General features: G+C 74.4%; 8 protein-coding genes. 7 read left to right on the top strand and 1 reads right to left on the bottom strand.

Annotated features, from left to right (window positions below):
- Positions 1-238 precede the first annotated feature (238 nt).
- The 7 genes from ACIA6T_RS04035 to ACIA6T_RS04005 all read left to right on the top strand — a co-directional run bounded on the left by ACIA6T_RS04035 (position 239) and on the right by ACIA6T_RS04005 (position 11,953).
- On the top strand, positions 239-1,669 hold the full coding sequence (locus ACIA6T_RS04035) for a hypothetical protein (protein WP_399444981.1): 1,431 nt from the start codon (positions 239-241) through the stop codon (positions 1,667-1,669).
- 35 nt (positions 1,670-1,704) lie between these two features.
- Positions 1,705-2,748 (top strand): glutamate ABC transporter substrate-binding protein, encoded by a 1,044-nt coding sequence (locus tag ACIA6T_RS04030; RefSeq protein ID WP_399445303.1) that lies wholly within the window; start codon positions 1,705-1,707, stop codon positions 2,746-2,748.
- A 98-nt stretch (positions 2,749-2,846) separates the two neighbouring features.
- Positions 2,847-4,181: a hypothetical protein gene (locus tag ACIA6T_RS04025; protein WP_399444980.1), complete on the top strand. Its 1,335-nt coding sequence runs from the start codon at positions 2,847-2,849 to the stop codon at positions 4,179-4,181.
- 22 nt (positions 4,182-4,203) lie between these two features.
- Complete coding sequence (locus ACIA6T_RS04020) at positions 4,204-6,732, top strand: tetratricopeptide repeat protein (RefSeq protein WP_399444979.1); 2,529 nt, start codon at positions 4,204-4,206, stop codon at positions 6,730-6,732.
- Positions 6,733-6,735: 3 nt separating this feature from the next.
- A complete protein-coding gene (locus ACIA6T_RS04015; RefSeq protein ID WP_399444978.1) occupies positions 6,736-8,421 on the top strand; it encodes a PP2C family serine/threonine-protein phosphatase in 1,686 nt (561 codons plus the stop codon).
- Between the two features lie 111 nt (positions 8,422-8,532).
- Positions 8,533-9,882 (top strand): VWA domain-containing protein, encoded by a 1,350-nt coding sequence (locus tag ACIA6T_RS04010; RefSeq protein WP_399444977.1) that lies wholly within the window; start codon positions 8,533-8,535, stop codon positions 9,880-9,882.
- Positions 9,883-9,964: 82 nt separating this feature from the next.
- A complete protein-coding gene (locus tag ACIA6T_RS04005) occupies positions 9,965-11,953 on the top strand; it encodes an FHA domain-containing protein (protein ID WP_399444976.1) in 1,989 nt (662 codons plus the stop codon).
- A 9-nt stretch (positions 11,954-11,962) separates the two neighbouring features.
- Here the strand turns inward: ACIA6T_RS04005 and ACIA6T_RS04000 are convergent, their stop codons facing one another.
- Positions 11,963-12,925: a methyltransferase domain-containing protein gene (locus tag ACIA6T_RS04000; protein WP_399444975.1), complete on the bottom strand. Its 963-nt coding sequence runs from the start codon at positions 12,923-12,925 to the stop codon at positions 11,963-11,965.
- Positions 12,926-12,938 lie beyond the last annotated feature (13 nt).

Here is a 12,938-nt window from a genome sequence, read left to right as displayed (position 1 = left end):
AACCCGCGCCCCCGGGCGCGCCCCCCCCGCCCCCCCCGGGGGGCCCCCCCTTCTCCGTACCGCTCCTGACGCTCCCCGCGTGGGAACCGAACTGATTTCCCGGGCGTGTTCGTGGGCAGGGTGGGGGCGGGATTTCCGGCGATCGCGCTGCGATCGGATCAAGATCGCGCCAAGGCCGGTGCACATGTCGGTCCTGGCGGCGATACTTGCCGCCAGGGATGACCACGGGGGAGGTCACATGACACACACGCCGAACGGCACGGCGCCACCCGGCACCGCCACGCCCGTGCCCACGCTGCCGGCGGTACCGCCCCAACCCACCCCCACCACCCACACCCCGCCACCGCCGCAGGCCCGCCGCACCGCCTTCGCCGAGGGCGTCGACCGCCTCCGCGGGGCCGCCACCACCGAACCCGGCCGTCTCCGCATCATCGGCGCGCTCCTCGCCGCCCTCGTCGTCGCGTTCGGCGCGGTGACCGCCTGGCAGACGACCGAACGGGCCGCGGCCGCCGACGACGTCCTCACCAGCAGCCAGCCCCTCACCTCGGACGCCGCCGACATCTACCGTTCCCTCGCCGACGCCAACACCGCCGCGTCCAGCGGCTTCCTGGCCGGCGGTCAGGAGACCGCCGCCTCCAGGGACCGCTACGAGAACGACATCCGCACGGCCGCCGCGAAACTCGTCAACGCCGCGGCCAACTCGGAGCCCGGCTCCCCCTCCGCGAAGACGATCACCGAGCTCAACCGCCTGCTCCCCGAGTACAAGGGCCTGGTGGAACGCGCCCGCACCTACAACCGCCAGGGCTTCCCCGTCGGCGGCGCCTACCTGCGGTACGCGAACGAGAAGATGCAGAAGGAGATGCTCCCGGCGGCGGAGGACCTCTACACCAAGGAGAACCAGCGCCTCCGCGACGACTACGCGGACGCGACCCCCTACCCCTGGCCCGCCATGGCCCTCGGCGTCGTCGCCCTGGCCGCCCTCGCCTGGGCCATGCGCCGCACCTACCTGCGCACCAACAGGGTCCTCAACCACGGCCTGGTGGCGGCGACAGCGGCGGCGGCGGTCGTCCTCCTCTGGCTGACGGCCGGCCACACCCTCGCCCGCTCGGGCCTGAACGACTCCTACGACCACGGCGTCCGCTCGCTCAACGTGCTGCACGACGCCCGGATCGCCTCCCTGAAGGCGAGGGGCAACGAGAACCTGACCCTGGTGGCCCGGGGCGCCGAGACGACGAAGGTCGGCGACGAGACGTTCGACGCCTACGACCACGACTTCGGCCGCGACATGGACACCCTCGGCAAGGGCCTGGCACAGGCGCGGCGCCTCGCGGACGACGCCGACGGCGAGCAGCCGGTCGACTCGGCGGTGGGCAACATGACGGAGTGGAGGAAGCGCCACGCGGCGGCCCGCGAGCAGGACGAGAACGGCAACTACCAGCAGGCGCTGGACATGGTGATCGGCGCGAAGGGCGCGACCGGCGAGTGCTTCGACGGCGTCGACGAGAACCTGGCCACGGCACTCGCGCACGAGGAGAAGGAGTTCGAGCAGGCGGCCGGCGACGGCCGGGACGCGCTGACGGGCCTGCCGGCCGGCGCGGCCGTCCTCGCCGTACTGGGCGCGGCCGGCGCGGTGCTGGGCATCGGCCGCAGGCTGTCGGAGTACCGATGAACGGACGCGTGGACGAGCCGGAGGGGGCCATGACGATGATCGCACGACACCTGCGGGCCCGCCTGAAGGGCTGGGGCGGAGTGGGTGCGATGGCGACCGCCTGCGCCCTGGCCCTGGTCTTCGCGCTGGTACTGGCCTGCACCGGCCCCCCGGCCGGCGGCCCCTCGAGGACCACCGGCCAGACCGTGTCCCACGCCGCGCGGACCCAGGCGGACGAGGACTGCACGGCCCCGGAGAAGCAGACCCTCTCCCCCTCCGACGCCGACGGCCCCACCATCGAGGCGATCAAGAACCGTCGGGGCGAGAAGCGCAAACTGATCGTGGGAGTCGACCAGAACAGCTACCGCTGGGGCTACCGCGACCCCAACGGCGGCGAGAGCGGCACCCTGGAGGGCTTCGACATCGACCTGGTGCACCGCATCGCCGAGGACATACTCGGCGACCGGGACGCGGTCCAGTTCAAGGCAATCCCGACCGACCAGCGCATCCCGGCGATCCAGGCCGGCCGCGTCGACATGGTCGTCCGTACGATGACGATCAACTGCGCCCGCATCAAGGACGTGGCGTTCTCCGCGCCGTACTTCAGGACGGGCCAGCAGGTCCTGGCCCCGAAGTCCTCACCTGTCAAGGGGTACGACGAGACGCTCGCGGACCAGGAGATCTGCACGGCGACGGGCTCGACCGCGTACACGAAGCTGGAGACGGACAAGGAGGCGGGCGACCTGCCGGCGTCCACCGACATCCGCACCACCGTCCCCAACCAGCTCGACTGCCTGGTGCGGCTGCAGCTCGGCGAGGTCGACGCGGTGGTCACCGACGGCGCGCTCGCGGCCAGCCAGGCCGCGCAGGATCCGACGGTCCAGCTCAAGGGCGAGGCCTTCACGACCGAGTACTACGGCGTGGCGATGAAGAAGGACGCGGACGACCTGGTGCGCCGGGTCAACCGGATCCTGGTGGACTTCCGCGGGGACACCACGGACGGCTGGCAGGACGCGTACACCACGTGGCTGTCGGCCACCCTGGGCGACGACTCCTCCGGGTCGAGGCCCCCTGCCCCGGAGTACCTGCGCGAGAACTGACCCCGAACCGAACCCGGACCGACCCCGGACCGACCCGAAGCGACGACCCAGCCGGACACACCCCAACCGTCAGCAACTCCCCCAGCGAGAGGTGATCGATGGCCGACACGGATCCCACCGGGCCGGTGATGGACCGGGACGAGGTGGACCGTGCGCTGGCGCGGCTCGGCGCGGAGCACGAGGCGATCGAGACCTCGCTCCTCGCCCTGCAGGACCACGCGGGCCGGAGACTCCTGGAGGGCGCGCGGCTCACCGGCGTCACCGAGGAGCGCTGGGCGGCCACGGAGGCGTCGATCACGCTGCTGTGGACGTACTTCGACGCGTACACGGACGCGCTGCGCACGGCGCGGGACATCCGCTCCCGCCGCCGCTGGTCCAGCCGTGAGGACCTGGTGGAGCTGACGGAGCTGCTGCGCGGCGACGCGGTGACCGTGGCGGGCGGTGCGGCGGCGGCCGCCAACGCGCCGACGCCGCACGCCGCCCCCGGGAAGCTCAGCGAGCGGTACTCGCTCACCACCCTCGTCGACCGCATGAACGAGCTGTACGCGACCTCGCTGGACATGGTCGTCGCCGCCGACGCGGTGTGGTCGGCGCTGCCCGCCCGGATCGACCTGCTCGCCGCCGAGTTGCAGCGCACGAGCAGGCTCGCGCACTCGGTCGGCGTGCGTCCGGGCGAGCATCCGGCGGGCGACGACCTGGAGCGGATCACCCGCACGCTGACGAGGCTGCGCGAGCAGGTGGTGTCGGACCCGCTGGCGTACTGGAAGCGGGCGGAGGGCAGTTCGGCGCCCGGCGGCGGACGCCCCGACACCACGGTCTACGACCGTGAGGCGCGCGCCCTGGAGGACGTGCGCCGGGAGATCGACGCGGTGCTGACGGTCCGCCAGGACGCCGAGAAGCGCATCGTCAGGCTGCGGGACGTGCTGTCCCGTGCCGACCGCACCCTCGCCGAGGCCCGCACCGCGCGCGGCGAGGTGCTGGCGAAGATCGCCGCGACGGAGGTGCCGGTGGTCAGCGGGCCGCCGACCGTGCTGCAGGAGCAGCTGTCGACGGCGGCCGAGTACCGCAGACACGCCCAGTGGCACCGCCTGTCCCCGCTCCTGGAGTCCCTCGAGCAGAAGGCGGAGGACGAACTGCTGCGCGCCCGCGAGTCGTTGACCGCGGTGACGGCACCGCTGGCGGTCCGTGCCGAGCTGCGCGGCCGGCTGGACGCGTACAAGGCGAAGATGGCCCGGCACGGTCTGGCCGAGGACCCCGTCCTGGTGGAGCGGTACGAGAAGGCGCGCCGCATGCTGTGGAGCGCACCCTGTGACCTGCGCGCCGCCGACCGGGCGGTGCTGCGCTACCAGCAGGCGGCGGCGGAGGTCCTCGGCACGGCGCCCCGGGTACCGGGCCAGGGCGTGCCCGACGACCGGAGGGAGCCGGGCGCATGAGCGACGAGGGGGAGGCCGCGTCATGAGCGGACCGGAGAACCGGGCACCCGGGACCGGGTGCCAGCGCCCCGAGTGCGGGGGCGCGTACGAGGACGTCGGCGGCGGCGAGCTGTACTGCGACACCTGCGGCCTCGCCCCGGTGGTGTCGCCGGCCGGCCTGGTCGGCTCGGCCCCGACCGGCATCACGGTGGGCGGCCGCGGCTCGCGCGGTTCGGCGGGCAGCGGGCGTTCCAGCGGCCGTAGCGGCCGCAGTTCCCGGACGTCGTCCCAGTCGTCGAAGTCCCGCCGTTCGGTCTCCGGGCGGCTCTCCCGCTCGCTGTCGGGCCGGGCCACGAGCCGCTCGGTGTCGGTGCGCGGTTCCGGCGCGGGCGCCGGCTCCTCCGGCCGGGGCCGTCTCGGTGCCGGTCTGGTCGAGGTGCCGCCGATCCCGCGCCCCGATCCGCGCGCGATGGTGCTGGACCATCCCGAGGTGCCCGAGCGGAAGCGGTTCTGCTCGCGCTCGGACTGCGGGGCGCAGGTGGGCCGGGCCCGCGGCGGCCGGCCGGGGCGCACGGAGGGCTTCTGCACCAAGTGCGGCCACCCGTACTCGTTCGTCCCCAAGCTGCGGGGCGGGAACGTCGTGCACGGCCAGTACGAGGTGGTCGGCTGTCTGGCGCACGGCGGTCTGGGCTGGATCTACCTCGCCGTGGACCGGGCGGTCTCGGACCGCTGGGTGGTGCTGAAGGGCCTGCTGGACACGGGCGACCAGGACGCGATGGCGGCGGCGATCTCCGAGCGGCGCTTCCTCGCGGAGATCGAGCACGCCAACATCGTGCGGATCTACAACTTCGTGGAGCACCTCGACCAGCGCACCGGCTCCCTCGACGGCTACATCGTCATGGAGTACCTGGGCGGCAAGTCGCTGAAGGAGATCGCCAACGGCCGCCGCACCCCGGAGGGCAGGCGCGATCCGCTGCCGGTGGAACAGGCGTGCGCGTACGGCATCGAGGCCCTGGAGGCGCTCGGCCATCTGCACAGCCGGAACCTGCTGTACTGCGACTTCAAGGTCGACAACGCGATCCAGACCGAGGACCAGCTGAAGCTGATCGACATGGGCGCGGTGCGCCGGATGGACGACGAGGAGTCGGCCATCTACGGCACGGTCGGCTACCAGGCGCCCGAGGTCGCCGACGTCGGTCCTTCGGTGGCGTCGGACCTGTACACGGTGGCCCGTACGCTCGCCGTCCTCACGTTCGACTTCCAGGGCTACACGAACGTCTACGTGGACTCGCTGCCCGACCCGGACAACATCGAGGTCTTCCGGCGGTACGAGTCGTTCTACCGCTTCCTGGTCCGCGCCACCGACCCGGACCCGGCCCGCCGGTTCTCCTCCGCGCAGGAGATGGCCGAGCAGCTGACGGGCGTGCTGCGCGAGGTGGTCTCCCTGCAGTCGGGCCGGGCGCGTCCGGCGCTGTCCACGCTCTTCGGCCCGGAACCGCGGGTGACGGACACGGAGTTGTTCCCCGCGCCGGCCGGGGACGTCTCCCGCCTGGGCGCCCGCCCGGACCGTTCCCGCAAGTCCCGCGAGCCCCGCGGGGGCACGCCCCGCACGCTCCCGCCCGCCGCCCTCGTCAAGCCCGTCGACTGCGCCGCCGCCGCGCTCGCCCTGCCCGTGCCGCACGTCCACCCGTCCGACCCCAACGCCGGTTTCCTCGCGGGTCTGCTGGCGTCCGCGCCCGGTGAGCTGATCAACGCGCTCGCCGCCGCGCCCGCCCCGTCGGCGGAGACCCGGCTGCGTGAGATCCGCGCCCGGCTGGAGACCGGCGAGTGGCCCACCGCGCTGGCGGCGCTGGACGCGCTGGAGGAGCAGGACCCGGACGACTGGCGGGTGGTCTGGTACCGGGGGGTGGCCTCGCTCGTCACCGGCGACCACGAGGGTGCCGCGCTCGCCTTCGACGCGATCTACGACGCGTTCCCCGGCGAGATCGCGCCGAAGCTGGCGCTCGGCGTGTGCGCGGAGGTGCTGGGCCAGCTGGACAACGCCGCCGAGTACTACCGTCTGGTGTGGTCGACCGACCCGAGCCATGTGAGCGCCGCGTTCGGGCTGGCCCGGGTGCGGTTGGCGGCCGGGGACCGCAGCGGTGCCGTGCGGACGCTGGTGTCGGTGCCGGAGTCCTCCATCCACTACACGGCCGCGCGGGTGGCGTCCGTCCGGGCGCGGTTGCGCGGGCGTACGGCCGCCGCCGGTGACGTACCGTTCCTGGACGACCTGAGCGCCGCCGCCGGGCAGGTCGAGGCCCTGGAGGCGTACGGTCTGGATCCGGCACGGCGCGAGTTGTTGTCGGCCGAAGTCCTCGGTTGCGGGCTGGACTGGGTACTCTCCGGGGGCCAGGGTTCCGCTCCTCCCGCCGCCGGGGGGCGGACGCTGCTCGGCAGCGTCCTGGACGAGCGGGGCCTCCGTTTCGGCCTGGAGCGTTCGTACCGCACGCTGGCCCGGCTGGCGCGCAGCGGCGAGGAGAGGATCGACCTGGTGGAACGTGCCAATCGTTACCGCCCCCGGACGTGGGTGTAGTTGATGTCGCAGATGCCTCAGCAGGCCGCTCTGACGAAGTGCCCGAGCTGCGAGGAACCCCTCGAGTCGGGTGATCGTTTCTGCGGTGCGTGCGGATACGACCTGTCCGTGGTCCCCGCACGGCCGCGGGACGAGCCGACGATCGCCATGAACGGCTCGGTGCCGCCGCAGACTTCGGCGGACCGTGACCGGCCCCGGCCGCCGTCGGCCCCGCCCGCCGCACCGTCCTGGCCCACCCCGGACGCCCCCACCGCCCCACCGGCCCACCTCCCCGACACGTCGGCCGGCCATGGAACACCGGTCCAGGGCGACCCCGTGCCACCGCCCCAGCCGCCCAACGCCCAAGTGCCGCCGCCCAACGCCCCGGCCACGCCCGTGCCGCCGTCTCCGAGCCAGGGCACCCCCGCACCACCGCCCCCGCCGCCCGGCACCCCCCTGCCCGACACGTCGGCCGGCCACGCAACACCGGTCCAGGGCACCCCCGCACCACCGCCCCCGCCGCCCGGCGCCCCCCTGCCGCCGCCCCCCGCCCCGGGCGCTCCCGTACCACCGCCGGCCCAGGGTGCCCCCGTACCCCCGTCCCAGACCGAAGGCACCCACGCGTCGACGGATGCCGTGCCGCCGCCCCCGGCGGCGGAGCCCTCCGCGCCGTCGTCCGGGGTGCGGTTCGACCGGCGTGCGCAGCCGGAGGAGCGGGCCGCGCAGCCCGACGAGTATCCGCTCCAGGCGCCGGACCCGCGGGTGGCGGCCGAGCAGGGGACGGTCGCCGGTGGTGCCGCGGTGTGCGTGGCCTGCCGTGCGGGACGGGTCGACGACGACGGCTACTGCGAGAACTGCGGCCACGCCCAGCCACGCGAACGGGACCACATGGAACAGGAAAGCGGACCGATCGGCGCGGTCAGCGACCGCGGCCTGCGCCACCACCGCAACGAGGACGCCTTCGCCGTGAGCACCACGACGTTGCCCGACGGCTCCCCCGCCTCCGTGGCGGTCGTCTGCGACGGCGTCTCCTCCGCGACCCGCCCCGACGAGGCGTCACTCGCCGCCTCCCGCGCGGCGAACGAGTCCCTGCTCGCGGCCCTGCCGCTCGGCACGCACCCGCAGCAGGCGATGCACGACGCGATCGTCGCCGCCGCCGAGGCGGTCAACGCGCTGGCCGACGAGCCCGCGTCGGCCCGTGAGCACGCCCCGCAGCAGAACGCCCCCGCGTGCACCATCGTCGGCGCCGTGGTGACGGCCGGTCTGCTGGTCGTCGGCTGGGTCGGCGACAGCCGCGTCTACTGGATCCCGGTCGACCGCTCCGCCCCGGCGGCCCGGCTCACCGAGGACGACTCGTGGGCCGCGCAGATGGTCGCCGCGGGACTGATGGGCGAGGCCGAGGCGTACGCCGACCAGCGCGCGCACGCGATCACCGGCTGGCTCGGCGCCGACGCGTACGAACTGGAGCCGCACACCGCCTCGTTCAAGCCGGACCGGCCCGGTGTGGTCGTGGTCTGCACGGACGGCCTGTGGAACTACGCGGAGTCGGCCGCCGAGATGGCCGAGGCCGTGCCCGCGGACGCGGCCGTACGACCGCTGCACGCCGCCCGGGTGCTGGTCGGTCACGCCCTCGACGGCGGGGGCCACGACAACGTAACAGTGGCCCTCGTGCCGTTCCCGGCCGTCCCGCAGGGGGCAGGATCGGCCTGAGGCCGCCTACGGAACGCCTCGCACGGGGAAGCATCGACGGACCGGAGGGGACCGGTCCGTCATCCGTCGTCGCCCCGCGCCGCCGGGGCATCCAAGGGGGATCGAACAGGCATGGCCAATTTCTCGAAATCGAACGTGCCGCAGTTCTCGGTGGACGTGTACCAGAACGAGTACCTGCCGGAGGGCGGTCGCGAGGTCAACGCCATCGTCACGGTGACCGCGACCGGCGGCGGCACCATCGGCAGCGCGGTGGCGGCACCCCACCTCTACTCGCCCGGCCAGGGCCCGTCGGCGGCCGTGGTCCTCATGGTCGACTGCTCGGGCTCGATGGACTACCCGCCGACCAAGATGCGCAACGCCCGCGACGCGACGGCCGCCGCGATCGACGCCCTGCGCGACGGCGTGCACTTCGCGGTGGTCGGCGGCACGCACGTGGCCAAGGAGGTGTATCCGGGCGGTGGCGGCCTCGCGGTCGCCGACACCTCCACCCGTGAGCAGGCCAAGCAGGCGCTGCGGAAGCTGAGCGCGGGCGGCGGCACGGCGATCGGCACCTGGCTGCGGCTGGCCGACCGGCTGCTGGCGCCGGCGGACGTGGCGATCCGGCACGGCATCCTGCTCACCGACGGCCGCAACGAGCACGAGTCGCCGCAGGACCTGAAGGCGGCCCTGGACGCCTGCGCCGGACGGTTCACCTGTGACGCCCGCGGTGTGGGCACCGACTGGGAAGTGAAAGAAGTCACAGCCGTCGCCTCCGCCCTCCTCGGCACCGCCGACATCGTCGCCGATCCGGCAGGTCTCGCCGCCGACTTCACGCGGATGATGGAGACGGCGATGGGCAAGGAGGTCGCGGACGTCTCGCTGCGGCTGTGGACCCCGGTCGGTACGACGGTGAGGTTCGTCAAGCAGGTCGCGCCCACAGTCGAGGAGCTGACCGGCCGTCGTACGGAGGCGGGTCCGCGCGCGGGCGACTACCCGCTGGGTTCCTGGGGTGACGAGTCCCGCGACTACCACGTCTGTGTCGAGGTGCCGCCCGCGAACATCGGGCAGGAGATGCTGGCGGCCCGGCTGTCGCTGGTGATCCCGCAGTCGTCCGACGGCGGCGTGCGCAACCTCGGGGCGCAGGGTCTGGTCCGGGCCGTGTGGACGGACGACATGGCCGCCTCGACGTCGATCAACCCCCAGGTCGCCCACTACACCGGGCAGGCGGAACTGGCGGAAGTCATCCAACAGGGTCTGGATCTGCGTAAAGAGGGGGATATCGACGGAGCGACGGCCAAACTGGGCAGGGCCGTGCAGCTCGCGAGCGCGTCCGGCAACGCGGATACTGCGAAACTGCTTTCGAAGGTGGTGGACGTGGTCGATGCCGCGACGGGTACTGTGCGACTGAAGGCGAAGGTCCGGGAGGCCGACGAGATGACGCTCGAGACTCGGTCGACAAAGACTGTTCGTGTAAAGAAGTGATCCGTAAGTAGTCGAGCCCGACCCCTCGGGGTGGGAGAAACCGGCCGGAACCGGCCGGACAAGGAGAGGGGGAAGCGCCGACATGCCGACCTGCCCGAACGGACACCAGTCGGGTTCCGACGACTGGTGCGAGGTGTGCGGTCACCGCATGGCGGGTGCCGTGCCCCCACCTCCTCCTCCCCCGCCGCCCGCACCCGGTGGCGGCTACGGCTTCCCGCCGCCCGGCGGCCCCTCCGGCGGTCCTGGCGGCCCCGGTGGTTTCGGCGGTGGCCCCGGTGGCGGCCGGACGGAGCTGTGCCCGCAGTGCCGTACGCCGCGTGAGGGCGCGGCGCCGTTCTGCGAGGAGTGCCGGTGGAACTTCCTGACGAACACGGCGACCTCGTACACCCCGGCCGCCCCGCGTCCGCCGGCCCCCGGCCCGGGTCCGGGTCCGGGTCCGGGCGGTCCCTTCCAGCAGCCGCCCGGCGGACCGTCGTACGGCGGCGGTGACTCGTACGACTATCAGGGCTCACGCCCCTCGCAGGTGAACCGCCCCGCCGAGCCGATCCCCCCGGGCCCGCCCGGCTTCGGCGGCGACCCCTCACGACCTGTACCGCCGCCTCCGGGTCCGGGCGGACCCGGAGGACCTGGCGGGCCGGGCGGTCCTGGTGGACCCGGCGGCTTCGGCGGTCCCGGCGGCCCGAACGGCCCGGGCGGTCCCGGCGGTCCCGGCGGCTTCGGCGGTCCCGACGGACCTGGCGGTCCGAACGGACCCGGTCAGCGCGGCGGCCCGAACGGTCCCGGCGGCTTTAGCGGTCCCGACGGACCTGGCGGACCTGACGGTCCCGGTGGGTCCGGCGGCTTCGGCGGACCCGGTGGGCCCAACGGTCCCGGCGGACCCGGTGGCCCTGGCGGCTTCGGCGGTCCCGGCGGTCCGAACGGACCCGGCGGCCCCGGTGGTCCGAACGGTCCCGGTGGCCCCGGCGGCCCTGGCGGCTTCGGCGGCCCCGGCGGCCCGAACGGACCCGGCGGCCCCGGCGGTCCGAACGGACCCGGCGGTCCCGGTGGCCCCGGTGGCCCTGGCGGTCCTGGTGGCCCTGGCGGCTTCGGCGGTCCCGGCGGCCCGAACGGACCCGGCGGCTTCGGCGGTCCCGATGGACCTGGTGGACCTAACGGTCCCGGTGGGTCCGGCGGCTTCGGCGGACCCGGTGGGCCCAACGGTCCCGGTGGCCCTGGCGGCCCCGGCGGTCCGAACGGACTCGGTGGCCCTGGCGGTCCCGGTGGCCCTGGCGGCTTCGGTGGCCCCGGCGGTCCGAACGGACCCGGTGGCCCCGGCGGGCCGAACGGACCCGGTGGTTTCAGTGGTCCCGGCGGGCCCGGTGGCCCCGGCGGGCCGAACGGCCCCGGTGCTCCGCAGGCGTTCCAGCCCGGGGCGTCGGCCCCGCCCGGGTTCCCGCAGGAGACCAGTCGCCCCCAGCCGGGCGGGTCGCCCTTCGGCGGCGGTGACGACGACTGGGTGATCTCGCCGCCGACCGGCGGACCTGGTGGGCCTAACGGCCCCGGCGGTCCCGGCGGCCCGAACGGCCCCGGTCAGCGCGGCGGTTACGGCTACCCGCAGCCCGGTGCGACCCAGGCTCCGCCCGGACCCGGCGGCTTCCCGCAGCAGCCCCGTCCGCCGCAGGGCCCGGCGACCTGGACCGCGACCATCGGTCCGGACCGCGAGTACTTCATGGCGATGATGCAGCGCTCCGGCCCCGAGGCCGCGGGCCTGAACCTGCCCGCGTACTCGCCCGAGCAGCAGCGCACGCTCACCGGCAACCAGATCACCATCGGGCGCCGTCGCCACTCCACCGGCGACACCCCCGACATCGATCTGTCGACCCCGCCGGAGGACCCGGGCGTCTCCCACCAGCACGCGGTGCTGGTGCAGCAGCCGGACGGCACGTGGGCGGTCGTCGACCAGAACTCGACGAACGGCACGACGGTCAACGGCTCGGACGAGCCGATCCAGCCGTTCGTCCCGGTCCCGCTCCAGGACGGCGACCAGGTCCACGTGGGCGCCTGGACGACGATCACCATCCGCCGGGGCTGAGCGACACCCCTAGGCCGCGGGCAACGGCCAGGCGTGCGGCCCTCCGGGGTCGTCCAGCCAGGCCCGGTCGCCCTCGGCGTCGACGGTGAGGCCGTAGCGTTCGCGCTGCGGCCTGCCCTCGCGCTCCCAGAGGTCGTACGCCTCCCGTGGGGCGAGGGCGCCGGCGGTCAGTGCCAGCAGGAACCGGAACAGATCGCTTCCCCGGGCCGTGACCGGCAGCCCTTCCGGATCGGGCTGCTCCTGCCACGACCGGCTCGCGCCGCGCAGCGGGACGAAGTAGGCGGGCGTGTGCAGGAAGCGCCCCTCGGCGTGACGCGCGTCGCGCACGGTGAGCGCGACCAGGCCGGTGGCGAACGGGGCGAGGATCCGGCCGCCCGGACGGCACTGGGCGAGCCAGGCGCGCGGGACGGACGGCAGGGCGCAGGTCGCGATGATCCGGTCGAAGGGGGCGCGTGCGGGCACTCCGCGCGCGCCGTCGCCGGTGACGACGGCCGGACGGTGTCCGGCGGCGGCCAGGTGCCGGGTGGCCGACTCGGTGATGTCCGGGTCGAGGTCGACGGTGGTGACCAGGTCGTCGTCGCCGAGCCGGTGGGCGAGCAGGGCGGCGTTGTACCCGCTGCCGGTGCCGATCTCCAGGACGCTCTGCCCCTCCCGGACCTCCAGGCCGGCCAGCATCAGCGCCATGAGGGAGGGCTGGCTGCTGGAGGAGAGCAGCTCGCCGTCGCGCAGCCGGATCGCCAGCGGGGTGTCCTCGTACGCGCCGCGCAGCCACCGCTCGCGCGCCCCGGGGTCGGGGTTCTCGCCCCACCGGCGTTCGTAGCCGCCGACGACGCCCACGTAGTAGTACGGCACGAACAGGTGGCGCGGCACGGCGGCGAACGCCTCCCGCCACACCGGGTCGGCGTCGAAGGCCCCGCTCGCACCGATCTCCCGCACGAGCGCGGCCCGCAGCTCGCGGTCCTGTCCACTCATGTCTCCACGGTAG

Origin of the sequence: Streptomyces sp. NPDC051740 (assembly GCF_044453165.1) — a bacterium.
Taxonomy (GTDB): domain Bacteria; phylum Actinomycetota; class Actinomycetes; order Streptomycetales; family Streptomycetaceae; genus Streptomyces; species Streptomyces atrovirens.
This window is presented reverse-complemented; position numbering and strand designations above follow the sequence as displayed.